The organism is Pedobacter jeongneungensis, assembly GCF_000633455.1.
Classification (GTDB): Bacteria; Bacteroidota; Bacteroidia; order Sphingobacteriales; family Sphingobacteriaceae; genus Pedobacter; species Pedobacter jeongneungensis_A.
This window is the reverse complement of record NZ_AYMG01000028.1, coordinates 245369-271045: the sequence shown is the minus strand read 5'-3', so window position 1 is coordinate 271045 and position 25677 is coordinate 245369. Positions and strand designations below refer to the sequence as shown.

Here is a 25677-nt window from a genome sequence, read left to right as displayed (position 1 = left end):
ATGTTTTTGCGGTTCTATTATTCTTTAATTTTAAACCCTATTCTTTCTCTGTCGTTCCACTTTATCTGAGCAATTTTCTCGTCAATTAAGTTTTCCATGGCATCATAAAGTTCGTTGAGCTGAACATCATGCTCACCAATACGTTCTTTAATTTCTATTAACTGTTCGTTAATGTTGCTTTGCTTTAGCAAAATTTTACGGACATCAACAAAAGCTCTCATGATGGCAATATTCATATTAATGGCCTTGTCGCTATTTACAACGCCGCTTAACATGGCTACACCCTGCTCGGTAAAAGCGTAGGGTAGGTTGCCTCTATGTTTTTGCGAACCGGTCACAATCTGTGACCGGTTCATGTTTATACCATCAGTTGGCGAAGAATCTATTTTTTCATTTTGTATAGAAATATCTTGCCACTCAAATGAAGTTAACTGAAACATAAAATCATCTGGAAAGCGCTTAATGTTACGCTTTACTGCTTGATTTAATACCTTGGTTTCAACTTCGTACAAAATTGCCAGATCGAAATCGAGCATTACTCTTTCTCCCCTGATTTCATAAATCCTGTTTTGAATACTTTTAATTATCTGCATAATTTATTTTTTTAGTAATCAATTAATCTAGGGGATGATTTTTTGATTTTAGTATTCGTCAGTTACACAGCCACTTGCTGCGTCTGAAACTGTTTTGGCATATTTATATAAAACACCTTTTGTTACTTTTAATGCTGGCTGAACATGGATTTTTCTACGCTCGGCAATCACTTCTTCGCTAACCATTAAATTAATGGTGTTATTTACTGCATCAATTTCAATTAGGTCGTCATCTTTCACTAATCCAATCAAGCCACCTTTATAAGCTTCCGGGGTAATGTGACCAACCACAAAACCATGTGTTCCGCCAGAAAAGCGACCATCGGTAATTAATGCAATTGATTTACCTAAACCAGCACCTATAATTAATGAGGTCGGCTTTAACATTTCCGGCATACCTGGCGCACCTACCGGCCCTTCGTTTTTAATTACAACAACATCACCTGGTTTAATTCTTCCAGAAGAAATTCCGGCAACCAGGTCTCGCTCACCATCAAATACGCGTGCAGGACCTTCGAATTTTTCACCTTCTTTTCCACTGATTTTAGCTACCGAACCTTTTTCTGCCAGGTTTCCATAAAGAATCTGTAAATGGCCTGTTGCTTTAATCGGTTCGCTTAATTTTTGAATGATTTTTTGATCGTAATCCATAACCGATTTTACATCAGCTAAATTCTCAGCCAGGGTTTTTCCGGTTACGGTTAAGCAATCTCCGTGCAATAAACCTTCGTTTAATAAATATTTCAATACCGCTGGGATACCACCATATTGGTGCAAATCCTGCATTAAGTATTTTCCGCTTGGTTTAAAATCTGCTAAAACAGGTGTTTCGTCACTCATGCGTTGAAAATCATCCTGAGTAACCTCAACACCGATGGCTTTACCAATGGCGATAAAGTGTAATACTGCATTTGTACTTCCACCTAAAATGATAATTGAGCGAATGGCATTTTCAAATGCTTTTTTCGTCATAATATCAGATGGTTTGATATCCTTCTCTAATAAAATTCTGATGTATTTACCGGCATCTAAACACTCTTGTTTTTTCTCTTCGCTAACAGCAGGGTTAGAAGAAGAATATGGCAAACTCATGCCTAAAGCCTCAATTGCAGCGGCCATTGTATTTGCAGTATACATTCCACCGCAGGCACCAGCACCAGGGCAGGTATGTTTTATAATTCCCTGAAAATCTTCTTCTGAAAGATTTCCGCAGATTTTTTGTCCCAAAGCCTCAAAAGCCGAAACAATGTTTAATTCTTCACCTTTGTAATGGCCTGGGGCAATTGTACCGCCATAAACCATAATCGAAGGGCGATCTAAACGGGCCATAGCCATAATAGCGCCAGGCATATTTTTATCGCAGCCAGGTATGGCAATTACACCATCGTAATATTGGCCACCACAAATGGTTTCAATACTGTCTGCAATTACATCGCGGCTTACCAGCGAATAACGCATCCCATCGGTACCGTTACTCATCCCATCACTTACCCCAATGGTATTAAAAACCAAGCCGACTAAATCATTTTTCCAGACCCCAGCTTTGACGTCTTTTGCAAGGTCGTTTAAGTGCATGTTACAGGTGTTACCATCGTAGCCCATGCTTGCAATACCGACCTGTGCTTTGGCCATATCAGCATCGGTTAAGCCGATTCCGTAAAGCATAGCTTGTGCCGCTGGTTGTGTTGGATCTTGTGTAAATGTTTTACTGTACTTGTTTAATTCGCTCATTGTTTAAAATGTATATTCTGGTTCTGTTAGTTGTAAATATTTTGAGGCAAAAAAAAACCGCCTCGTTTCGGAGGCGGTTTCGATATTGTATATTTTTATATTATACGCAACGATTTCCACCTCTCTTTTGAGAAATGACAATAATTAGGTTGCTAATAATGTTTGTGTTTAAATTCATGTAATTCACTGAATCACAAACATACTAACTTATTATAAATGCAAAGAACTATTTTAATGTATTTCTCTATTTTTTTACGCCGATTACAATCCCTGTAGCCCAAACCTGTTTGGTAAGGTGCAAATCATCACGCGATTCTAAATCTTTAATCAGCTTAATTGCTTTTTCCTGATGTCCTTCAGGCCAATTTTGCTGAGGCAACATATCATCTATTATATAAAGGCCACCTTTATTGAGCATGGCAATTGCTTCGTCTAAAAGCAAATATTTCCCATGCCAGGTATCTGCAAATATGTAATCGAATTTTTTGTCTTTATTCTTTTCAATCCAGGCTGCGCCGTCAGTTTCAACCAATGTTAGGCGTTCATCTCTGCTAAGAAAATCTTTCGCAATCGCTAAAAATTTAGCATCGTTATCTATTGATGTCAATGTACTGTCTTGATCCAGGCCATCTAATATCCACGAAGTAGACAAACCTGTTCCGGTTCCAAGCTCCAGAAATTTGCCTGAAGGTTTGGTTGTTGCGAGTGTTTTAAGCAAAGAGCAGGTTAGTACATCCGATGCCATATCAAAACCCGAAGCTTTAGTAGCAACATCTATCTGCTGGTAGGCTTTTGGATAATTTTGATTGATTTCTTCAGTCATTGGTTTTGTTTTAATTGTTGGCTCTTTTATTCGTTTCTCGACTTCGGACTCCTGACTTACGGACTTCGGACTAGATAATCACCTCGTAATTCACTTTTTCCAGCACAAGATTTTTATAAGCACGTTGTATGGTATATCCGATAGATTCTCTCCACAAAGGACGAAAAACAATATCATCAATTGAGGCAATGCCCGCAATTTCAGTTGCTGTTCCGCATAAGAAAGCACTGTCGGCCTTTTTTAAGTCCTCTATGGTTAATTTTTTCTCAATGCATTCTATATCTAGTACGTTGCAAAGTTCTTTTACAGTTGCACGGGTAATGCCTGGTAAAATATTCCCTAAAGAAGGCGTATATAGTTTTCCGTCTTTTTCTATGAAGATGTTTGCTCCCGATGCCTCGGCTATAAAACCGTGCATATCTAAAAGCAAAGCTTCGTCGTAGCCTTTAATGTTTGCTGCTGTAGTTGCTAAAATGGAATTAACATAGTTTCCGCTCAATTTTGCCTCCATCGGAGTCGATTTAGGATTTGGCCTTTCGTAATCAGAAATGGTTAATTTTAACAATTTGTTGCCTGAATAAGCATCCCATTCCCAGGCACAGATTAATATGGAAACACCACTTGGTTCGTTCAACTTCATGTTTGGGTGACAAAACACCAAAGGCCGGATATAGGCATCTTTCAGTTTATTCAACTGAAGCAATTTATAGGTTGCAGCAATTAATTCTTGTTTATCCCATGGAAAAGGAATGTTTGCCAATTGGCATGAACGTTCTAAGCGATCGAAATGGGCAGCAGCTTTGAAAATGCGGTTACCATTGTGCGTTTTATAGGCTCTAATACCCTCGAAAGCAGCATAACCGTAGTGCAGCGATTGTCCGTAAAGGTCAGTGCTGCTGTTTACAGCCTTTTCAAACTGTCCGTCAAGGTAAATAATCGTATTAGAATTATAGTATTTCATAATACTGTGTTTTGTTATTTAAAAAAAGCGTCCCGTTTGTATCGGGACGCTTTAGGTATATTTAGTTTTTTAAAATCTATTTAAACTGCGCCCGCTTTTTGCCCCATAAAATATTTAGGAGTAGGAGGTTAAGTAAAATGACTGGTAACAACACAATATAGCCAGCTGCTTTTGCAGTTGTATATGTAGTAAATGTGTTATTTTGAGTGATCATCTTTGTCTTATTGTTTATAAAACCAATTTAGTTTTTGGTTCATTAATATGCAAGAGAAATCAAAAAAAAGTTAAATCAGAATATTATTCTTGTATTTGTTTTTGAAACAGAACATTATTCTTAATAAGAGTTTGGTTAGTTATTTAATGCCGACAGCTGTAGACTAAATATCAAAACGGTATACGGTATGTTTATTATGCTTGCATTGTAAATTTTCTGTTTTTCTGCCTAAAATGAGTAAAAGTGCTCCGGAAATTTAAAATTTAAGGGGATTTTAATAACGAAAATAAGAGTATTATTAATGCTGTTTGGCTGTGATAATGAACCCTTTTTGCTGTTAATTACAAATAGTTATGTAATTTGAGATTCGGAAACATTCTTATGAAAATAGTTCATATCATTTTTATTGCTTTAGCTACGCTGCTTAGTGCTTGTTCTTCGCCGGATCAAAATGTACATCTGAAAATGGGCGATCAAACTTTTGTAACATCCGATAGCATAAAACTGGCCGTAAAGGTTGCCGGTAAAGGCCCGGTTTGTATTTATTTGCATGGCGGCCCTGGTCAGGATTTTCTTTCCTTTGAGAAAATGGGAGGAGCTGGTTTGGAAAAATGTTTGACAATGGTTTACCTGGATCAAAGGGGATCGGGACATTCTCAAAATGCCAAAAATTATAGTTTAAGCCGAGTTGTGCAGGATGTAGAAGAGTTGCGCTTAAAATTAGGAATAGAGAAAGTGTATTTACTCAGCCATTCATTTGGTGGGGTTCTGGCGATTAATTATGCGTTAAAATATCCTGAACACTTAACTGGTATCATCATGGCCAATACGATAGCTCATTTTATGAATCCAAATCAAATGCAGGAGCAAATAGAATATGGATACAGTTTATTGAAAAAAGATACCATTATAAATGAAACCGATTTTGCAACATTAATGGGGGGAGCAGCGTTAGTTAGAAAAAAGTTAAGTGCAGCGCATCTTGGATATAAATATATTGCCAATGATGTAAATACCATTATTAAAATGGATAGCATCGAAAATTCTTATCAACGTACATCAGATTTCGGCATGACGCTTTTTATGCCTTTAATAGATAGTAAAAAGGTTCAGCAATACCCTGAATATTTTAAGGATTATGCTTTATTAACCGATAAGATTAAAGTGCCCGCTTTAATTATAACAGGGAAGGAAGATCATGCGGTTGGACCAGATTATTATAAGAATTACAGGTTTCCTAACCAGAAAGTGGTGCCACTCGAAGGTTCGCACATGCTCTATTATGAAAACAATAAGGCATTCGTTGCTGCGGTTTGCGACTTTGTTAGGTAATATTAAAAATAGAATTACAATGCAATTGCAAATAACTTAATGTTATCGAACTCTTTTTGTTTCTCATTTAGTTCATTTTCAATATCATAATCATCTTGTAAACCGAGCCAAAATTTAGCAGAATTGCCAAAAAATATACTAAAACGCAATGCTGTATCTGCAGTAATTCTTCTTTTTCCCTTAATTATCTCCGAAATGCGGGTTTGAGGGATATTTGTTTCCTTTGCCAAACGATAGGCCGTAATATTTAAAGGGACTAAAAACTCTTCATTTAGAATTTCCCCGGGGTGTATATTTGGTAGCTTTTCCATTTTTTTAATGATAATCTATAATTTCAACTTCACTTGCATTTCCATTTTCCCACTTAAAAATTATTCTCCATTGGTCGTTAATACGGATACTGTAATAATCTTTAAGATTGCCTTTCTTCTTTTCCAACTTATTAGATGGCGGTATCGTTAAGTCCTGAATGTTTTGTGAATTGCTAATCATCCTCAGTTTCCTGCGCCCAATAGTCTGGATTTCTAATGGCATTTTAGAAACCCTGATACCATTCCATATTTTTTCTGTGTCTTTAGATCCAAATGACAGTATCATAGTCTTGAGTCGCGTTACTAACGTCAAAGATAAGTAATTGTTTTTAAATATTATCAATAAATAAAAAAGCCTCCCTGATTTTTAAATCGGGAGGCTTTGTAAATGAGTTAATTATTTGCTTAAGCGATACCTTCAGCTAAAACCACAATTTTGTTGTGGATAGCTTCAACTACACCGCCTTTAATAAAAAAGCGCTGTTCATCAGCTTTATTTGCTTTTATAATAACTTCTCCATCTTCTAAAGTAGAGATGATGGCGGCGTGGTCTTTTAAAATCTGGAAAGAGCCTAAAGTACCAGGAACCGTAACTGCTGTTACTTCACCTTCGAAAACTTTTTTATCTGGAGTTAATATTTCTAAATTCATCTTGAATAGATTTGAGATTTGAGACATGAGATTTGAGACCAGGTCTCTCTCATATCTCATATCTAGTGTCTCACGTCTCTCTTAGTTCGCTTCTGCTAATAATTTTTTACCTTTTTCGATCGCATCTTCAATGCTACCAACTAAGTTAAATGCAGCTTCAGGGTACTCATCAACTTCACCATCCATGATCATGTTAAATCCTTTGATGGTATCTTTAATGTCAACCAACACACCTTTTAAGCCTGTAAATTGCTCAGCTACGTGGAAAGGTTGGGATAAGAAACGTTGAACACGACGAGCTCTTGATACAACCAATTTATCTTCCTCAGATAATTCGTCCATACCTAAGATCGCGATGATATCCTGTAATTCTTTATAACGTTGTAAAGTTTCTTTAACACGTTGTGCAGTGTTATAGTGCTCATCACCTAAAACAGCAGGAGAAAGGATACGTGAAGTAGAATCCAATGGATCTACCGCAGGGTAAATACCTAACTCGGCAATTTTACGTGAAAGTACTGTAGTAGCATCTAAGTGGGCAAAAGTTGTTGCCGGAGCCGGGTCAGTTAAATCATCCGCTGGTACATATACCGCTTGTACTGATGTAATTGATCCACGTTTTGTTGAAGTAATACGCTCTTGCATTAAACCCATCTCAGTTGCCAATGTTGGTTGGTAACCTACTGCAGATGGCATACGACCTAATAAAGCCGATACCTCAGAACCTGCCTGAGTAAAACGGAAGATGTTATCAACGAAGAAAAGGATATCTTTTCCAGCGCCTTCGCCATCACCATCACGGAAATATTCTGCAACTGTTAATCCTGATAATGCCACACGTGCACGTGCACCAGGAGGCTCGTTCATTTGTCCGAAAACCAATGTTGCTTTAGATTCTTTTAATTTTTCAGTATCAACAGCTTTCAAATCCCATCCACCTTTTTCCATTGAGTGTAAGAATTCGTCGCCATAGTTGATTACACCTGATTCGATAAACTCACGAAGTAAATCGTTACCCTCACGAGTACGCTCACCAACACCTGCGAATACTGATAAACCAGCATAAGCTTTAGCGATGTTGTTTACCAACTCCATGATCAATACCGTTTTACCTACACCAGCACCACCAAACAAACCGATTTTACCACCTTTTGCATAAGGCTCTAATAAATCGATTACTTTAATACCTGTAAAAAGTACTTCAGTTTCAGTAGATAAATCTTCGAACTTAGGAGGAGTAGCGTGGATAGGACGACCATCAGTTTTATCAACTGCATTAATACCGTCAATCGCTTCACCAACTACATTAAATAAACGACCTTTAATCTGGTCGCCAACTGGCATTTTAATCGCAGCGCCAGTATCAACTACTTTCATACCACGAACTAAACCATCTGTAGAGTCCATTGAAATTGCACGTACACGGTCTTCACCTAAGTGCTGTTGAACTTCTAAAACAATTTTTTGTCCATTTTCTTTCGTTATCTCTAACGCATCAAAAATTTTAGGTAGATGGGCATCATCAGCAAAGCTAACGTCAACCACTGGGCCGATAATTTGTGCTATTTTTCCTAAGTTAGGCATATCTGTTGTGAGTAAATTTATTACAGTCAATGAATTAAAGCTGTTTATAGGGGCTCCAATTCGGTTGGCAAAGTTAAGTTATTCTTACTGAATTTTAAATATATATTATAAAATTTTTTAACATGGTTTTTATAGATAATTTAGAGGCTTAATAAGGGCTTATGAAAACCATTTTAACAACAGGCAGCAATGGCCTTTTAGGGCAGAAATTAACAGAAAAAATTTTGGCTGAAGGAAGGGTGAAATTGGTTGCTACCTCCAAAGGACTAAACCGTTATCCTGTGAAAGAAGGTTACGAATATGCAGAAATGGATATTTTAGATGCTAAGCAGGTTAAATATATTATTGAAAAGTACCAACCAGATGCAATTATCCATACGGCAGCAATGACGAATGTTGATACCTGCGAAGCAAACAAGGAACTTTGTCATCAGCTTAATGTTGATGCTGTTCAAACTTTAATTTCAATATGTGAAGAGAAGAACATCCAATTTATTCATTTAAGTACCGATTTTGTTTTTGACGGTGCCGATGGGCCTTATCAGGAAGATGATCCTGTTAACCCGGTAAGTTATTATGGGGAGTCGAAAGTGTTGGCTGAAGAACTGATTAAAGATTCAAAAGCTAACTGGGCCGTTTTAAGAACGATTTTGGTTTATGGCATTACGAGTGATATGAGCCGGAGCAATATTGTGCTGTGGGCAAAGGGTGCTTTAGAAAAAGCTTCGCCTATAAATGTAGTGAACGATCAATGGCGTATGCCTACCTTGGCCGAAGATCTCGCTGAGGCCTGCTTACTGGCTGTTGAAAAAAAAGCAAATGGAATATACCATATTTCAGGCAAAGATTACATGAGTATTGCAGATTTAGTGCGGAAAGTTGCCGATTATTGGGGGCTTGATAAAACATGCATGAATGAGATCAGCTCGGCAAGTTTAAACCAAACGGCTAAAAGACCTGTTAAAACAGGTTTTGTATTGGATAAAGCGATTAAAGATTTAGGCTATGATCCACATTCTTTCGAAGAAGGTTTGAAGATATTAGATCGACAGATGAAAGGATAGTCTTGAGTCCATAAGTCTTAAGTCGTGAGCCTTAAAACAATTAAGCAATTAAACCATTTAACAATATACACTAACTAAAAAATAAAATGGCATTACAAGTTGGCGATACCGCCCCTGATTTTAAACTATACAGTTCTGATTTAACAGAAGTTTCTCTTTCAGCTTTCAAAGGTAAAAAAGTAATTATCCATTTTTTTCCAATGGCTTTTACCGGAACGTGTACAGAACAATTGTGTACCATGAGAGATAATTTCAGCTATTATGAAGGTATCGATGCGCAGGTAATCGGTATTTCTGTTGATTCTCCATTCTCTTTGGCTAAGTTTAAAGAAGAGCAAAATTACCAGTTCCCGTTATTGTCTGATTTTAACAAAGAAGTATCAGCAGCTTTCGGTGCATTTTATGACGAATTTTTCTTCGGATTAAAAGGAGTTTCGAAAAGAGCGGCATTTGTGATCGATGAAGAAGGAAAAATTGCATACGCTGAAGTTTTAGAAAATGCAAAGGATTTGCCTGATTTCAAAGCAATTAATGAAGTGCTAAGCGCATAAAGCTTAAACTGTAAAGATTATTTTGAGATTTTTTTTAAAATTTAATTGGAAATTAAAATATCAAATTATACCTTTGCAGTCCGTTAACGATACGGAAACGCATTTGTAGCTCAATTGGATAGAGCATCTCACTACGGATGAGAAGGTTTGGGGTTCGAATCCCTACAAGTGCACTTAAAGCTTCAGAGAAATCTGGAGCTTTTTTGTTATAGACCTTTTCTAATTATTCGATATTCTAGTGTTAAAATTAATTGTTATAGGTTAATTTTTTCTTAAAAAAAACTGATATAGTTTGGTTGATGCAGTTCATTATTTCAAGAATATTCTGTAAAATATAAAAATGGCACAAGATTCTTTGTAGAATAAGATAAATGTCATCAAAATAGCCCTTTTTTAAATAAATTCTCAATTATAAATGGCATCTAAATTAATAATTATATATTTGCAGCCTTGAAAGTAAGCAATGTCTAATCCTATTAATCAGTGATTTGAATATTACTTTTAACAGAGCCATAGGAATAAGGCTTTTTTAATTTTGAAGACAACCTAAACAACTTGAATGCTTAATTTAGTTCTCTTTGGCCCTCCAGGGGCGGGTAAAGGCACCCAATCTGAAAAGCTGATTGCAAAATATCAGTTGGTACATGTTTCAACAGGCGATCTTTTTAGAGCACACGTTAAAGGAGAAACCGAATTAGGAAAAAAAGTTAGTCAATTGTTAGCAGATGGAGAATTGGTGCCTGATGCGATTACAATTGCCATGCTTGAAGAAGAGGTGGATAAAAATCCTGATGCAAAAGGATTTGTGTTTGATGGATTTCCCCGTACCGTTCCACAAGCGATAGAGCTTGATTTATTTTTAGAGCGTAAAGGCAGCAAAGTTGCCGGCGTAATTGCTTTAGATGTAGATCAGGACGAATTAACAAAGCGTATTGCTGAGCGCCACAAAGTTAGTGGCCGACCAGATGATGACGCTGAAAAACTTAAAAAACGTATTTCAGAATACTTTGATAAAACCATCCATGTGCTGCCTTATTATGAGGAGCAAGGGAAATTAAACAAGGTTAACGGAATCGGCGAAATAGAAACAGTATATAATGATCTTTGCGCAGTAATTGATCAGTATAAAGTTTAATTACCGATGATTTAGCGAAGGATTAAGACTTAGTTCCAGATCCGTTAATATTTCAAAAACATAAAAAGAGTTATAATGTTAAAACGTTATAACTCTTTAATTTTAAAGGAATTGTCATCTGAACATTCCAGCATTAAAACATTCAACATTTCAAAAATTAAATATGTCACAGGGTTCGAATTTCGTAGATTATGTAAAAATTTGTTGCCGTTCGGGTAAGGGCGGAGCAGGATCGGCACATTTACATCGTGATATTTTAACATCAATGGGTGGACCTGATGGTGGTGATGGCGGTCGTGGCGGCCACATTATCGTTAAAGGCAGTATCCATATCTGGACATTATTGCACCTTAAATACCGCAAACACATCATTGCAGAAGATGGTGGCGCTGGTGGCAGCTCACATAAATTTGGTAAGCAAGGTAAAGATGAAATTCTGGAAGTTCCTCTGGGTACCATCGCCAAAGATGCGGAAACGGGAGAGATCCTTTTCGAAATTACTAAAGATGGCGAAACCAAAATCTTAACGGCCGGTGGTCGTGGCGGTTTAGGTAATGCGCATTTTAAAAATTCGGTTCAGCAAACACCACGTTTTGCACAACCAGGCGAACAGGGACAAGAGGTTTGGAACATTTTAGAATTGAAAGTTTTGGCTGATGTAGGTTTGGTGGGTTTCCCAAATGCAGGAAAATCTACCTTACTTTCAGTAGTTTCGGCGGCTAAACCAGAAATTGCCGATTATCCGTTTACCACCATTGTCCCTAATCTTGGCATTGTAAGTTACAGGGGAGGAAAATCTTTTGTAATGGCCGATATTCCGGGAATTATCGAAGGGGCATCGAAAGGTAAAGGCTTGGGTTATCGTTTTTTACGCCACATTGAACGTAATTCGGTATTACTGTTTATGGTTCCGGCCGATACCAGCCGCTCAATTAAAGAAGAATATGAAATTCTTAAAAGCGAACTGGAGTCTTACAATCCCGAATTAATGCAAAAACCACATGTTTTAGCCATTACCAAATCAGATATGCTGGATGATGAACTGATGGAAGAAATGAAACAGGATCTGCCAGCTATCCCATCGATATTTATTTCTTCAGTAGCAGAAAAAAATATTCTGGAGCTAAAAGATATGCTTTGGAAAGCAATTGAAGGATAATTTTCCTCTTAATGAACGGGCTTGCAGAACATTCTAAAAATATTCTGCAATCACAAAAAAGGAAAGCTTATATTAAAAATTTGCTTCTAACTTCGGCTGTAGGTACCATACAGCTGTTAGCTTGTCCAAATAAGACATAACGGTTATTGGCAAATATTTTGTACAACTGGTTTCTTATTAAACCTGGTATCAAATAGCCCAAATTAACTAACGGAGACCACCAGGTATCTAGATTTTTAAGGATATAAAGCACGGCTTTCGATTGTGTAAGAAACCGATTGCCGCTGATCACAACAATGCTATTAAGTTTGCTAAAATTGACCTGAAACTCCTTGCTCAGTTCTAATGTGGTTTTGCTTTGTAATGGAGCAAAACTAAACTTGTTTTTCTGATCATGCAACAAGATATAATTGATGTAGCCATTGCAAAAATTACAAACTCCATCAAATAAAATAATGTCTTTTTTTGTTTCTAAAACAGATGCCATGGCATTTGGTGGTTAATAAAATAAATTGCCGGATAGGTAGCCATAAATGCCCAGAAAAAGGAATTTAATCCCATAATCAAGGCGGTAAAGAAATGGAATGTAAAGCCCCAGATCAGAAATATTAAAGCAAATTCCCATGGTAAAAACAGGCACAGCGGAAACAGGCTTTCCATAATAATTACGTTCCAGCATAGAAAACGGTTCGCTGCGGGATATTTCTGTAAAAGAAGGCTCGCCTTTTTAGATCCATAAGTTTTGGTAGAAAATACATCTTTTATTGCCGTACCCGAACGCCATTCAGAAGATACCAATTTTGCAATACCCGCTACTGCGTAAGATAAACAGGCTTGTAATCCAATAAACCACAGTCCGATGTCTCTTAATTTACCGCTTGCTAAAACGGGCAGGTTGCATAAAATTAAGGTGATGATAATTAACATGCTCATTTGGTCTGAGCCATCACTTCCATAATAAGTAACCAATGATGCCAGTAACAAACTCGCACCCAATAAACTGATCAGTATCCAGCCAGTGGTACTTTGTAAAGGATAAAACAATAATCCAACAATCAACAGGCATCTGATGATAAAAAGGCCAGCTAAACCTGGGGCGCTAAAGAGTTTAAAAAATGGTTTTAAGAATGATTTTTGATCTTGCTTGGTCCATTTTAACTGCATTACATTCCAGGAGAGCAATCCACTAGGAGAAAAGATCTGTACTTTTTTGAGGTACTCTAACGTAGAAATAAATAAACCGATGCTCAGTATAATGAGGACAGTTTGGGATAGATCGTTAAATAAAATCATGACTAATTTATATTTGGTGAAAAACAGACAAAAGAATTAATGAGGGGGTAGTTTCTTTTTGATAACCAGATGATTCTGCAAGCATGAACTGTCTGAAACAGTTTTGAGATTGTTTTTTGTATTGACTGATTGCATGAAGTACAATGATATAAGGGGTAGAAAACATCAGTAAGTTAAGACTACCCGTTTTTTCGCGATAGGAGGGAATGCTCGATACCAGGCTCTGCACTACATCTGACAATATTTTTTTATCGCGCTTTTCGGGGTTCCATAACCACGACCATATTGTACGCTCTTCGGTAATTTCCATTTCCTGCCATTCGCTATAATTACCATCAGTTATTTTATCGCGGAATAATAGATGATAATCTCTTTTACCCGGATGAGGTGCGAAAAAAGTCCATAATGGGATGAGGCTAAAAAAGTCGATTTTATACCGGATGAACCAGGATACTTTGGTTTCCTTAAACTGGCATAATATAGTGGCTAAAAACCAACAGGCCAGAAAAACGGTTACTACAAATTCGTAAATAACAGTTGGATTTAATTTTGGCATCATAATTTTCGAATGGGTTAATAAAAAGGAGAGCACCTTCTGTGCTCTCCCCAAATTGTTAATTGAATTTTTTACGAAGTTCGATCAGCTTATCTAATGATAAACCATCTTGTGCTTCTTTAGAAAGATCGCTGATTTCAGCTTCATTTAAAGCACTGGCAGCACCAATAGCTTCGGCCACTTGAGTAACCACTGGAGTTGCTTTTACAGTTACTTTAACAGCCATGATAGCTGTACGTGCTATTGCAGCGATAAAAAGTGGTGCTGCTGAATTCGATTCAACAATTTCGTTATCGCCTTTTAAATCGGCGATTAATGCATCAAGGATTGCTAATTCTGCCTTGGATAAACTTGACTTTGCCATTTTAGTTCTTTTTGAGGTAAATAAATAATGTTTAGGTGCCTTTTTTGAAGCTTCGTTGCACAACATAAAGTTCGGTACAGCGTAATCTTTTTACCAGAGTGATTATACTTATTCGGAATATTGAGTATTTCTACGTAGTTAGTAGGGTAAAATAGACTGTATCATCAAATGGCACAATGAGCATGTGCTTAAAAAAATAAGGTATTACAGGTGTTTAGAGCAGGTTGGGCGACTATTTAGCCGTGTTTTCTTAATGGAAGAATGAGTTTGATACTATAGTATTACACCGTTTTTAATGGCAAACATAACCAGGCCCGCTGTATTACGTACGCCGGTTTTTTCGATCATGCGCATTCTGATGCCTTCAACCGAACGTGGACTTAAAAAAAGTTCGGTGCCGATTTCGGTGGCCGTTTTCTCATCACAGATCATTTTTAATACATCCAGTTCGCGTTCTGAGAATTCTATATTTTGATCAAGTGAAAGTTTTGCAGAGCTTTTAAGGGTTAGTTTTTTTAATAAAGCCTGGGTTACAATATCATTAAAGTAATATCCGCTTTCATAAACAGAATAAATGGCTTTTCTGATTTCTTTAGGATCGGTATTTTTTAACAGATAGCCGTTAGCGCCGTTTTCCATTAAATGTATGATGAATTTAACATCATCATACATGGTTAAAACAAGTATTTTAATGTCGCCTGCATATTTTTTCCTGATCAGGTTCATGGCTTCGATTCCATCCATTACAGGCATTTTTAGGTCCATTAAAATCACATCGGGCTGCACATCTTCGAGTTTGCGCATTAATTCTTCCCCATTTGATACTTCAAATATTACTTCCAGATTTTTATCGCGGTTAAAGCCTACCCTTAATCCGTCTCTAAAAATGCTATAATCATCTGCTATGGCTATCCTTATTTTGAGCATCGTTATTTAATTGGGACTTAAAATTACTTAATTTTTTTAAAAAACAGACGTCAATTGAGTTTTAATACTACTTAATATGTATTATTTATTTGCTTTTTTAGATAGTTAATCTTGCCTATTAATATATTCATTTTCAGGTATGGTAATTTTAATGAAATACCTTTCTGAATGGTATGAAAATGCCAGGTCTGCTTTTAACAGGATGATTCTGTTTTGAATATTTTTAAGCCCCAATCCATCCTTTATATACCGTAATTTCTCGAATTGATTTTGTGTAAGGCCATTCCCATTATGCCAAATGATAAATATCAGATTATTATTTTTACTGGTAGATTGAATATGGATCAGGTTAGCCTTTGCATGTTTGATGATGTTGTGAATCAGTTCCTGAATGATGCGGTAAATACTAATGTCGTTCTGCGTTGCTTTTTTATTATGCTGATCTGTTAAGCTTAAGCTAATTTCTATAACATTGCTATGGCTTATCTTTCCGCAAAAATGAGAAATGGCTTCTTTTAAACCAAGCTCCTGTAAGATGGTAGAATGAAGGTTATGCGAAATTCCCCGTATTTTGTGGATTCCTTCATCAAGCAAACTTTTGCCTGTTTGATACATTTCTTTACTGGTTTCATCGCTATCGTTGATATTGATTCCATAGAAATGTAAACTTGAAGATCCCAGTATAGCCCCTACTTCATCATGTAATTCTTCTGCAATGCGGTGCCGCTCTATTTCTTCGCTTCTAACCGCAGCCTCTATCAGCTGATTTTTCTGAATATTCTGTAACGTTTGGAGATTGAGCCTGTACTGTAGCTTTTTACGCTGCATAAAGATAAAAATAAGCAATAAGCTGATAAACAGCATCAGCATTGCTACTATGCCTATCACTAACATCAACGTAATTTCATTATCTCCCTGATTCATAAAATCCTTTAGCTATAAATAGGTTAAAAATGACATATGAGATATTGTGTATGCTCCACAAACTAATGGCAAAATTCTGGAAGCGCAGTGTCAGCTCGTTATACAGTAGGAAAATGAAAAAATTTAAGGCCACAAATATACCCAGGCCTGTGGTGATCCAGAAATCGCTTGTCGTAATTCTCGTTGCTGCATTGTCGTTTATTTTGAATAAATAATATTGAAGCACATAGAACAAAAGAAGAATGGCTTCGGTAGAGAGCAGGCGGCTGCTGAGTTTCCAATAATCAAAAAAGTTTTCGTAAAAAGTAAAGTTTATAATGATGAAAACTGTAAAACAAACAGGTATAATTTTTTTTATGGTGAGTAAAAAGGGCTGATTTAAGTGGATAAAGAAAGCACTGAACAGGTAAAAACGGATAATCGAATGCAGGTTATAAAGGAAATTGTTAGAATTATAAGCTGCTGGCAGGATGGTTCTGAACTTCCATACCATATCTATCGCGAGGTTAATGATCAGTGCTGTCCATACATAAAAAACAACCAGTTTAAGGCCAACCGGTTGTTTTTTTAATAGCAATACAGCTATGGGGATTAATAAGGACCATACTTCAGACCAATCAACAATGAATTGGAATATTTTAAGCATTTGGGATAAAAAGGTTAATCAATCAATTTATGGTAGCTGGAGGAGAAGGGTTGGTAACAATAGGATCGAGGTCGTTATCATGCAATAATTCAACATCTCCTGTATCAATCCTTTTAAACCGTTTAACATTATAAAAAACATGACCTTGGTTAACATTCGGGATAAATACCAAATAATCCGGCTTATCGCCATTAACGTCAGGCGTATTAATCAATAATAGGATATTGGCCAAAGAAATAATGTTATTACTCAAAATAATCGGACCGCTCAACTCCAAAGCACTGTTGTTGTAAACTTCGAGTTTGTCGAAATAACTGCTGTACTGGTTACTCGCAGCCATATATCCGTAAGCAATTAACTGTAAAGGCTTGGCTGGCCCATCTGTTTCCGGGAAAAAATAGCAAAATACAAATTGATCAATACCTGGGGAATTCAGGATCAAAGATTGGATAGCACTGATTTCGTACTTTAACCAGTAAAATTTTTGTGTTTGTCTTTCTTTAGTGAGCATGATTTTAAGATAGATTTTATGGTATAAATATATACAAAAATGTATATAAAAACATTCTTAAAATGTAAATTTTAAAATACTGCTATATAACTGTTATGTTTATCTTCTGTATGTAGTTTGTTATAAATCAAATAGTTGATTTTTGGTTTGAGGAGAGCTAAGTATTAATTATTGATTATCCAATTTAAACGTTTAACCAATTAACCCCTTATACGATCAACAAGCAAACCGATCCATTCTTTAAATAATAATTCCCATGCGCCTAAGGCTGATGTGCTGGGGATGATGAAATCGCCGAATTCAAATGCTGTATTTCCGGCAAAATTAGTGGGATAATATTCAATTTTATGTTTGGTCTGTCTGTCGAAAATTAGTTTTGCTCTTGGAATGTGCCAGGCACTTGTAATTACCAGAACTTTTGCCTGTGGATTCTTTTTTGCAATCAGTGCTAAACTATACCGTGCATTTTCGATGGTATTTCTGCTTTGGTTCTCAATCAGTATGGCCGAATCGGGAATGCCGATTAACTTTAAATATTTTAAGGCTAAATCAGCTTCCTTAACTTCTTTATTAATCAGGTTTGCGCTTCCGCTACTCAATAAAATCTGTTTAACAGTACCTTTTTTATACAGGGCAATGGCCTGAAATAACCGATCGCTAGCACCATTAAAGGCAATTTCATTATTGCGCTTGTTTAGACCCGAAAAGCCTCCAAGTACAATGCCTACATCGTATTGCTGAGTTTTAGGATAACTGGCTTCATAACTGTTTATTATTTTGCCAACAATAAAACCATTCGAAAAGAAGAAGAAAAAGACTAAGCTTAAAATTAAATATTTCCTCCTTTTTTGGGGACGCCTGGTTAGAAGCGCCAAAATTAAAAGTACAAAAACCCAGATAATTGGTTTGATGAGGAATAATAAGATTTTGGAGAGGATAAAAAACATGTGCAGTTATTATCCGGTAAAACTAAGAAATTGTTTAAAAGATAAGGGGAAACGAAGCGATCAAAAGGTCGTCATTCCTACATAGGTGGGAATGACGACCTTTCTATTAAAATCTTTATCCTTGTCCTTCCTGAACCTGACCATTTTCATGCGCATTTTCCAAGATCTCTTTCACATCCGATTTACGTTTCTTCGTAACAGTGTGTTTAAAATGAGGTATCTCTTGTTCAACAATATCTTCTTCAATGGCCTCTACACCAAAAACCTTTTCTTTCAAAAGGTTATATTTATCCTGAAATCCGTAACGAAGATTTCTGGCGCCACCGGCAATTTTTCCACGGGTACCTGCACCGCTATCAGGCGCAAATAAAATACTGATCACTGCACCTGCGGCTAAACCGGCCACCAGGGCAAGCGCTATTTTTGCACTGTTATCTGTTTCGTGCTTTAAATATTTTCCGATTAACTTTCTGTATTTCATAACGTAGCATTTTTAAAAGGAACAAATGCTATCTTATAATGTTTCGTAAAATCTCAATCAAATCACAACAAAGCATAAAATTTGGTAAGTTTAATATTTTAAAATATCCGATAAATGGTAAAAGCAACAATAAATAAAGAGCACTATGCGTGTTCGGTAAGTAATGGTTCTCATGATATCATTGTAGATGAGCCGATAGAATTGGGCGGAACACATAAAGGCTTTGCGCCAAAAGGTTTGTTAATGGCTTCTTTGGCATCGTGTGTGGCCATTACTTTAAGGATGTATGTAGATAGAAAGGAATGGCCGGTTGATAAAATAGAGGTAGAAGTAAATACCGATACCGAAAATGGCGAAATGGTATTTTTTGAACAAATTACCTGTACAGGACAGCTTACTGAAGAACAAAAAAGCAGGCTGGAAGATATTGCTTCTAAATGTCCGGTGAGTAAAATTTTGACGGTAGGGCACGAAGTAAGGTCGAAAGTGCTTTAATTAATGGTGCAAAACTCGCTTGTCCAATCCTGAAAAAGCTTTAATATCTTTGTAGACCGTAAAATTCGCTGCGGTAAAAAAATAATTTATGCCTACCGAAATAAAATGCCCCAACTGTGCCCATGTTTTTCCGATGGAAGAAGCCATGGCCGAAGATTATAAAAAAGAGCTCCGTGAAAAAATGTTGTCTTTTACGAAGCAGCGAGATAAGGAATATCAGGATAAGGTTGCGGCTTTAGATGCTGAAAAACTGCAGCAACAAAAGGCTTTCGAAACACAGCTGGCTGAAGAAAAAACAAAGCTTAAAGATAATCTGGAAGAAAACCTGCGCAAAAGCATTGCTGCTGATTTTGAAACAAAATTACAGATGCTGGAAGGTACTGCTAAAGATAATGCCGAAAAATTAAGATTGGCGCGTGAGAAGGAACTGGAGTTTCTACGTCGAGAGGAAAGCCTGAAAGTGAAAGAGGAAGAAATGGAACTGGCTTTTCAACGTAAAATGCAGGAGCAGCGTAACGAACTGGTAGAGCAGATCCGTAAGCAGGAAGCCGAAAAAAACAGCATTAAAGATACCGAGCACCAGTTGCGTTTAAAAGAACTGGAAAAACAACTCGATGATCAGAAAAAGCTGGCCGAAGAAATGAAACGCAAGGCCGAGCAGGGTAGCATGCAGTTGCAGGGCGAAGTACAGGAACTGATTTTAGAAGAATTATTGCGAAGCAATTTTCCATTCGATTTAATTGAAGAAGTTGGTAAAGGCGTTCGCGGGGCCGATTGTGTGCAGGTGGTACGTAACCAGTTTGGGCAGGAGTGTGGCAAAATTATTTATGAAAGTAAGCGTACCAAAGATTTTGGGGGCGACTGGATTGAAAAACTGAAAAAAGACATGCGGAGCATGGGTGTTGATGTAGCGGTTATCGTGAGTCAATGTTACCCTAAAGGTATGGATTGTTTTGGTCAGCGTGATGGCGTTTGGATCTGTTCTTTCGAAGAGGTAAATGCTGTAGCTTATGTTTTACGTGACGGGATTTTGCGTTTGTCAAGTGCGATGAAATCGCAGGAAAACCGTGGTGATAAAATGCACATGCTTTACGATTACCTGATGGGGGCGGAGTTTTCAGAACAGTGGAAAGCAATCCGTGAAGGTTTTATGAGCATGAAGTTATCTATCCAAAGGGAGCGTGATGCGATGGAACGTTTATGGAAAGCCCGTGAAAAACAATTGGAAAAAGTGTTGTTAAACGCCACGCACATCCGTGGTTCGATAGAAGGCATTGCAGGTAGTGATAGTGTGCAGCTGAGTTTAACGGATGACGACGACGATGCGTTGCTTTTAGAGTAATATTGGTTCATATAGACCTCGCAGGTTTTAAAAACCTGCGAGGTCTGGACAATAATTTTTGACTGGATTAGTACACGAACAGATCAATTGATATCTCATTTATTGAATATCTTTTCAGTGTTGAAAAAACAAAACCTGCAAGTTCCAAAGTGATATAAATAGTAATAACAATAAATAAATGATAACATGAATAAGAAACTTAACCAATTCTTTAACCGCTCTAAAATCCTTACTTTAATATGCACTTTGCTATTTTTTGGGGATGTTTTCGGGAACGTTCCCGAAAAAGATTTGAAGTCGCCGGATGGCAATCTGGTAGCCAGCTTTGCTTTGGCTGAAGGAGGAGTACCAACCTATAGCTTAAAGTACAAAGGAAAAGATGTTATAAAAACCAGCAAGCTGGGACTGGAGCTTAAAGATGGAAAATCTTTAATGAACGGTTTCTCCATCACCGATACCAAAACCAGCACTTTTAACGAAACCTGGAAACCTGTTTGGGGCGAGGTTAAAGAAATCGTAAACCATTATAATGAACTGGCGGTAACCTTAACGCAAAAAGAAACTAACCGTTATATTATTGTGCGTTTGCGTTTGTTTAACGACGGTTTGGGATTCAGGTATGAAGTCCCGGAACAAAAAAACTTAGATTATTTCGTCATTAAAGAAGAAAAAACCCAGTTTGCATTGGCTGGCGATCATAAAGCATTCTGGCTTCCGGGCGATTATGATACGCAGGAATACAGTACGGTAACATCAAATTTATCAGAAGTTCGTGGTAAAATGAAAGCTGCGGTAACACCAAATGCATCGCAAACTACTTTTTCACCAACAGGATTGCAAACACCTTTGATGATGAAGAGTAAAGATGGTTTGTACATCAACATCCACGAAGCTGCATTGATCAATTATTCTTTAATGTCGTTAAATCTCGATGACAAAAACATGGTTTTAGAGTCGTGGTTAACACCTGATGCCGTTGGCGATAAAGGTTACATGCAGGCACCTTGTTTATCGCCATGGCGTACTATTATTGTAAGCGATAAAGCTGGCGATATTTTAACTTCAAAGCTTACTTATAACCTCAACGAACCTACAAAATTCAAAGATGTATCGTGGATAAAACCAACCAAGTATGTTGGTGTTTGGTGGGAAATGATCACCGGAAAAAGCACCTGGGCCTATAACGATTTAACCAGTGTACAATTGGGCGTAACCGATTATGCCAAAACGAAACCCAATGGAAAACATGCTGCAAATACGGCTCACGTAAAAGAATACATCGATTTTGCAGCTAAAAATGGTTTAGATGCTGTTTTGGTTGAGGGCTGGAATGAAGGTTGGGAAGATTGGTTTGGTAAAACAAAAGATTATGTGTTTGATTTTGTAACCCCTTACCCTGATTTTGATGTAAAAGAACTGCACCGTTATGCGGCAAGTAAGGGCATTAAAATGATTATGCACCACGAAACTTCTTCGTCGGTACGTAATTATGAGCGCCATTTAGATACGGCTTACAAATTTATGAAAGCCAATGGTTACGATGCAGTTAAAAGTGGTTACGTAGGTAATATGATCCCAAGGGGAGAGCACCACTATGGCCAGTGGTTAAACAACCATTATTTGTATGCGATCCAAAAAGCAGCAGAATATAAAATTATGGTGAATGCACATGAGGCGGTTCGCCCGACAGGTTTAGCGCGTACTTATCCGAATTTGATTGGAAACGAATCGGCAAGGGGAACCGAGTATGAAGCGTTTGGCGGTAATAATGCCGATCATACCACTATTTTGCCATTTACCCGTTTAATCGGCGGACCGATGGACTATACCCCTGGTATTTTCGAAACCAGGGTAAGTGCTTATAATCCTGAAAATACCTCTTTTGTACACAGTACTTTAGCACGTCAACTGGCACTTTATGTTACGATGTACAGTCCACTGCAAATGGCTGCCGATTTACCAGAAACTTATAACAAGTATATGGATGCCTTCCAGTTTATTAAAGATGTGGCAGTAGATTGGGACGATACTAAAGTTTTAGAAGCAGAACCTGGCGATTACATCACTTTTGCACGTAAAGCTAAAGGAAAAAACAATTGGTATGTAGGTCGCACCAATGATGAGGAAGCCCGTACTTCCAAAATCGACTTCAGTTTTCTGGATCCTGGTAAAAAATATACAGCAACCATTTATGCTGATGCAAAGGATGCCAATTATGAAACCAACCCGAAAGCCTATACCATTCGCAAAATGGAAGTAACCAGTAAAACGAAATTGACGCAATATTGTGCACCTGGCGGTGGTTATGCAATTAGCATTATTGCAAAATAAGCTAGAAATTTTTAAATGTGGTGTCAGTTGTTACCAACTGACACTTCTATAGTCGTGGCGTCTCGCTACGACTTTTTTATTGTTTTTTTTTGCCACGGATGGACACAGATAAACACGGATCAAATCCCTATCTGTATTTATCCTTTTTATCTGTGGTTAATATTCTGTGGTGTCAGTTGGAACTGACACTAAAGTTATATATCAGTCAGATGGTAACATCTGACAGCACGATTATACCATATTTTAAATATCTTAGCAAAACCTTTAAATCAAGCCATATTCTCATGCCCAGAACCAAAAACCATATCGAACTTCAATTTTTAAGCGAACCTTCTGATGTTAACTATGGAGGTAAAGTGCATGGTGGTATGATGATGAAATGGATTGACCAGGCTGCTTTTGCCTGTGCACTACAATGGAGCCAAAGTTATTGCGTAACCGTTTATGTGGGCGGTATCCGCTTTTTTCACCCGGTGCACATTGGTCACCTCGTTAAAATGGAAGCCCGCATTATTTATACCGGTAAAACCAGCATGCACATTGCGGTTGATGCCTTTTCTAAACCCGTTGGACAAACTGATTTTGTGAAAAACACCCATTGCATTATTGTTTTTGTAGCAGTTGATGATGAAGGACAGCCAAAAGTAATCCCAGCTTTCAAACCAAAAACCGAAAAAGAAATTGCGATGCATGGCTATGCCATTAAATTAATGGAATTACGCAAAAGTATTGATAAAGAAATGGAGCCTTATATTGTGTAAGCGTAAGGCGCTGAGCGTTTGACGGCACAATCATCTTCAGTTTAACCACAGAGAAAACAAAGGGTAGGACACGGAGCACACCGAGTTAAGCGCACAGCTATTGTATCTATTTTATATGCTGTGTACCTCAGTGCAAAACTCGGTGTCCTCTGTGGTAAAAAAAATGAGGAATCTATTCTACAACAGGCAAACTAAAACAAAATTTACTTCCTTCGCCGATAGCGCTTACTACCCATATTTTTCCCTGTTCTGCTTCTATAAAATCTTTAGAAATAGCCAGTCCCAAACCAGATCCCGATTTGTTCTGACCATCTGTAGGCACCTGAAAATACCGGTCGAACAGGCGTTTTTGGTATTTTTCATCAATCCCTTTTCCATAATCTTTTACTGAAAACTCAATGAATTTATCCTTTTGAAAAACATCGATGACCACTTTTGATTTCTCTGAACTGTAACGCAATGCATTAGATAAAAAGTTGACCAATACCCAGGCCGTTTTCTGGATGTCGGCATTCACATTGGGCAGATTTTTATCACAGTTGAGCTCGAGGTTGATGGATTTTTGCTCGGCCTGAAATTTAACCGCATCTATAGCATATTGCACAATATCTTCGGGTTTGGTTAAGGCAAAGGTGAGTTTTAAGTTGCCGGTTTCAACCTGCGAAAGATCGAGCAGCTCGCTGGTTATTTTTAAAAGTCTGTCGCTATCTTCTTTAATGTGATTGAGCAGCTCATGCTGTTCCTCGTTCATTGCACCTACACGTTCATCATTGAGTAGTTTTAAACTCATTTTGATGGATGATAAAGGTGTTTTTAATTCATGCGAAACTGTTGCAATAAAGTTTGTTTTAGCCTCATCCAATTCTTTAAACTGGGTGATGTTTTTCAGTATATATACACTACCGGCTGATTTTGAGGATGCAATTAAAGCTTTTTCTTCCTGTTCCTCGTAGTTTGGAATAATGATTTCGCGGTTTTCTAAAAGGAAATATGATTCCTTGTCATCAGCATAAATTTTTAGTGTATTATCATTTGTTTCAGGTTTAATGATCCGTTTTAACAGCTCATTTTTCTGCATCAGTTCGGCAACATTTTGTCCGATTACCTTATCTTCATCCAGGTTCATCAGTTTTGCAGCCAGATGGTTTAAAAACAGCACTTCACCTTTTTCATTTAAGCCAATAATGGCATCCTGCATCTGTGCAATAATGGCTTCGATACGCGATTTTTCTGATTTGATCTTCGATAAATTGCTGTTTTCCCATTCGTTTAATTTAACCACCATGCCGTTAAAAGAGTCGGCCAGTTCGGTAAATTCATCGCCGTTTTCGAAATGCAGGCGCTGTTTGTAATTCTTTCTGCTGATCTGTTTAATGGCAGCACTAAACTCGGCCAGCGGATTGGCCACAAAACCCGGAAAATTAACAATGAAAGTAAACAGAATGATAAAGCTTAAAGTCGCAGCAATCATAATATAAAGGTTCGCCCTTGATGAAGCTTCGTTAGCCAGCTCATTTTTATCATAAATAGCTTTCATATTCACATGCTCTATATTTTGGAGCGCCAGGCGTAAATCTTTAATGCGATTTGCTTTAATAGCTTCAGGTTGCGGATTTCCTAGTGTTTTAAAAGCCTCTTCCAATTGCTGATAAGCGGCTTTTTCTCCTGGTTCGGTAATATTTTTACCCTCGTTTTTTAAGTTTTCGCTAAAGGTGGCCTGTTGTTTACCACTTAACGGAAAAGAGTGCTGATCGATGATATTGCGCATGGCAGCAACATATTTCAGCGATTTATAGTTGTCTTTAAGGATCACTTTCGATTTATCGGATAGCTCGTTTAAATAAAAGAGCGCGATCAATCCAAAGGATAATACGATTATAAAGAGAAACCCGAATCCGAGACGGAGCTTGGTTTTAATTTTCATGGTGTTTTAGTTTAACCGCAAAGGGAGCAAAGTTTTTCGCGAAGGATCGCAAAGCAATTTCTCTCT

Annotated in this window: 28 protein-coding genes and 1 tRNA gene; 10 read left to right on the top strand and 19 right to left on the bottom strand. The window is 37.3% G+C overall.

Features of this window, described 5'->3' with window-relative positions; translation table 11 throughout:
* Positions 1 to 17 precede the first annotated feature (17 nt).
* The 4 genes from U859_RS0124125 to ilvE all read right to left on the bottom strand — a co-directional run bounded on the left by U859_RS0124125 (position 18) and on the right by ilvE (position 4108).
* A complete protein-coding gene (locus U859_RS0124125; RefSeq protein ID WP_025145837.1) occupies positions 18 to 593 on the bottom strand; it encodes an ORF6N domain-containing protein in 576 nt (191 codons plus the stop codon).
* 48 nt (positions 594 to 641) lie between these two features.
* Positions 642 to 2324, bottom strand: coding sequence for a dihydroxy-acid dehydratase (gene ilvD, locus U859_RS0124120; RefSeq protein ID WP_025145836.1), 1683 nt, complete (start codon positions 2322 to 2324; stop codon positions 642 to 644).
* Between the two features lie 244 nt (positions 2325 to 2568).
* A complete protein-coding gene (locus U859_RS0124115; RefSeq protein ID WP_025145835.1) occupies positions 2569 to 3147 on the bottom strand; it encodes an O-methyltransferase in 579 nt (192 codons plus the stop codon).
* 70 nt (positions 3148 to 3217) lie between these two features.
* Positions 3218 to 4108 carry a branched-chain-amino-acid transaminase gene (gene ilvE / locus U859_RS0124110; RefSeq protein ID WP_025145834.1) on the bottom strand — a complete coding sequence of 297 codons (891 nt, stop codon included), beginning with the start codon at positions 4106 to 4108 and terminating at the stop codon, positions 3218 to 3220.
* A gap of 595 nt (positions 4109 to 4703) precedes the next feature.
* On the opposite strand from ilvE, the gene U859_RS0124105 reads away from it, so the two are divergent.
* The gene (locus U859_RS0124105) at positions 4704 to 5654 is read left to right on the top strand and encodes an alpha/beta fold hydrolase (protein ID WP_025145833.1); all 951 of its coding nucleotides are present in this window, start codon (positions 4704 to 4706) and stop codon (positions 5652 to 5654) included.
* 14 nt (positions 5655 to 5668) lie between these two features.
* On the opposite strand, the gene U859_RS0124100 is transcribed toward U859_RS0124105, so the two are convergent.
* From U859_RS0124100 to atpD, 4 genes are all read right to left on the bottom strand, one after another.
* Entirely contained in the window at positions 5669 to 5965 is a 297-nt protein-coding gene (locus tag U859_RS0124100; RefSeq protein WP_025145832.1) for a HigA family addiction module antitoxin, read from the bottom strand.
* Between the two features lie 4 nt (positions 5966 to 5969).
* Entirely contained in the window at positions 5970 to 6251 is a 282-nt protein-coding gene (locus tag U859_RS0124095) for a type II toxin-antitoxin system RelE/ParE family toxin (protein ID WP_025145831.1), read from the bottom strand.
* Positions 6252 to 6370: 119 nt separating this feature from the next.
* Positions 6371 to 6616 (bottom strand): ATP synthase F1 subunit epsilon, encoded by a 246-nt coding sequence (gene atpC / locus U859_RS0124090; RefSeq protein ID WP_025145830.1) that lies wholly within the window; start codon positions 6614 to 6616, stop codon positions 6371 to 6373.
* An 81-nt stretch (positions 6617 to 6697) separates the two neighbouring features.
* Complete coding sequence (gene atpD, locus U859_RS0124085) at positions 6698 to 8200, bottom strand: F0F1 ATP synthase subunit beta (RefSeq protein ID WP_025145829.1); 1503 nt, start codon at positions 8198 to 8200, stop codon at positions 6698 to 6700.
* Positions 8201 to 8361: 161 nt separating this feature from the next.
* Here atpD and U859_RS0124080 point away from each other — a divergent pair, with 161 nt between their 5' ends.
* The 5 genes from U859_RS0124080 to obgE all read left to right on the top strand — a co-directional run bounded on the left by U859_RS0124080 (position 8362) and on the right by obgE (position 12109).
* The gene (locus U859_RS0124080) at positions 8362 to 9264 is read left to right on the top strand and encodes an SDR family oxidoreductase (RefSeq protein ID WP_025145828.1); all 903 of its coding nucleotides are present in this window, start codon (positions 8362 to 8364) and stop codon (positions 9262 to 9264) included.
* A gap of 86 nt (positions 9265 to 9350) precedes the next feature.
* The gene (locus U859_RS0124075) at positions 9351 to 9815 is read left to right on the top strand and encodes a redoxin domain-containing protein (RefSeq protein ID WP_025145827.1); all 465 of its coding nucleotides are present in this window, start codon (positions 9351 to 9353) and stop codon (positions 9813 to 9815) included.
* A gap of 99 nt (positions 9816 to 9914) precedes the next feature.
* Positions 9915 to 9988 (top strand) — tRNA-Arg (locus U859_RS0124070).
* 386 nt (positions 9989 to 10374) lie between these two features.
* Positions 10375 to 10950 (top strand): adenylate kinase, encoded by a 576-nt coding sequence (locus U859_RS0124065; RefSeq protein WP_025145826.1) that lies wholly within the window; start codon positions 10375 to 10377, stop codon positions 10948 to 10950.
* 163 nt (positions 10951 to 11113) lie between these two features.
* Positions 11114 to 12109: a GTPase ObgE gene (gene obgE, locus U859_RS0124060; protein WP_025145825.1), complete on the top strand. Its 996-nt coding sequence runs from the start codon at positions 11114 to 11116 to the stop codon at positions 12107 to 12109.
* Between the two features lie 67 nt (positions 12110 to 12176).
* Here the strand turns inward: obgE and U859_RS0124055 are convergent, their stop codons facing one another.
* From U859_RS0124055 to U859_RS0124010, 10 genes are all read right to left on the bottom strand, one after another.
* Positions 12177 to 12596 carry a thiol-disulfide oxidoreductase DCC family protein gene (locus U859_RS0124055; protein ID WP_025145824.1) on the bottom strand — a complete coding sequence of 140 codons (420 nt, stop codon included), beginning with the start codon at positions 12594 to 12596 and terminating at the stop codon, positions 12177 to 12179.
* The gene (locus U859_RS31295; protein ID WP_025145823.1) at positions 12581 to 13402 is read right to left on the bottom strand and encodes a hypothetical protein; all 822 of its coding nucleotides are present in this window, start codon (positions 13400 to 13402) and stop codon (positions 12581 to 12583) included. Before U859_RS31295 ends, U859_RS0124055 begins: the two co-directional genes overlap by 16 nt.
* 7 nt (positions 13403 to 13409) lie before the next feature.
* Entirely contained in the window at positions 13410 to 13961 is a 552-nt protein-coding gene (locus tag U859_RS0124045; RefSeq protein ID WP_025145822.1) for a hypothetical protein, read from the bottom strand.
* A 55-nt stretch (positions 13962 to 14016) separates the two neighbouring features.
* Positions 14017 to 14322: a hypothetical protein gene (locus tag U859_RS0124040; protein WP_162800026.1), complete on the bottom strand. Its 306-nt coding sequence runs from the start codon at positions 14320 to 14322 to the stop codon at positions 14017 to 14019.
* A 273-nt stretch (positions 14323 to 14595) separates the two neighbouring features.
* Complete coding sequence (locus tag U859_RS0124035) at positions 14596 to 15249, bottom strand: response regulator transcription factor (RefSeq protein WP_025145820.1); 654 nt, start codon at positions 15247 to 15249, stop codon at positions 14596 to 14598.
* A 105-nt stretch (positions 15250 to 15354) separates the two neighbouring features.
* A complete protein-coding gene (locus tag U859_RS0124030; RefSeq protein WP_025145819.1) occupies positions 15355 to 16173 on the bottom strand; it encodes a sensor histidine kinase in 819 nt (272 codons plus the stop codon).
* Entirely contained in the window at positions 16157 to 16819 is a 663-nt protein-coding gene (locus U859_RS0124025; RefSeq protein ID WP_025145818.1) for a hypothetical protein, read from the bottom strand. The genes U859_RS0124030 and U859_RS0124025 overlap by 17 nt, the downstream gene beginning before the upstream one ends.
* Positions 16820 to 16841: 22 nt before the next feature.
* A complete protein-coding gene (locus U859_RS0124020) occupies positions 16842 to 17330 on the bottom strand; it encodes a hypothetical protein (RefSeq protein ID WP_025145817.1) in 489 nt (162 codons plus the stop codon).
* Between the two features lie 200 nt (positions 17331 to 17530).
* Positions 17531 to 18277: a YdcF family protein gene (locus U859_RS0124015; RefSeq protein WP_025145816.1), complete on the bottom strand. Its 747-nt coding sequence runs from the start codon at positions 18275 to 18277 to the stop codon at positions 17531 to 17533.
* Between the two features lie 115 nt (positions 18278 to 18392).
* Positions 18393 to 18758, bottom strand: a complete 366-nt coding sequence (locus tag U859_RS0124010) for a YtxH domain-containing protein (RefSeq protein WP_025145815.1) — start codon at positions 18756 to 18758, stop codon at positions 18393 to 18395.
* 114 nt (positions 18759 to 18872) lie between these two features.
* Between U859_RS0124010 and U859_RS0124005 the strand changes: the two genes are divergently transcribed.
* The 4 genes from U859_RS0124005 (at position 18873) to U859_RS0123990 (ending at position 23687) form a co-directional block, all read left to right on the top strand.
* On the top strand, positions 18873 to 19253 hold the full coding sequence (locus tag U859_RS0124005; RefSeq protein WP_029986110.1) for an OsmC family protein: 381 nt from the start codon (positions 18873 to 18875) through the stop codon (positions 19251 to 19253).
* Between the two features lie 88 nt (positions 19254 to 19341).
* Positions 19342 to 20595, top strand: a complete 1254-nt coding sequence (locus U859_RS0124000) for a DUF2130 domain-containing protein (RefSeq protein WP_025145814.1) — start codon at positions 19342 to 19344, stop codon at positions 20593 to 20595.
* 186 nt (positions 20596 to 20781) lie between these two features.
* Positions 20782 to 22926, top strand: coding sequence for a glycoside hydrolase family 97 protein (locus U859_RS0123995; protein ID WP_025145813.1), 2145 nt, complete (start codon positions 20782 to 20784; stop codon positions 22924 to 22926).
* Between the two features lie 284 nt (positions 22927 to 23210).
* Positions 23211 to 23687 (top strand): acyl-CoA thioesterase, encoded by a 477-nt coding sequence (locus U859_RS0123990; protein WP_025145812.1) that lies wholly within the window; start codon positions 23211 to 23213, stop codon positions 23685 to 23687.
* 172 nt (positions 23688 to 23859) lie between these two features.
* Here the strand turns inward: U859_RS0123990 and U859_RS0123985 are convergent, their stop codons facing one another.
* Complete coding sequence (locus U859_RS0123985; RefSeq protein ID WP_025145811.1) at positions 23860 to 25611, bottom strand: ATP-binding protein; 1752 nt, start codon at positions 25609 to 25611, stop codon at positions 23860 to 23862.
* Positions 25612 to 25677 lie beyond the last annotated feature (66 nt).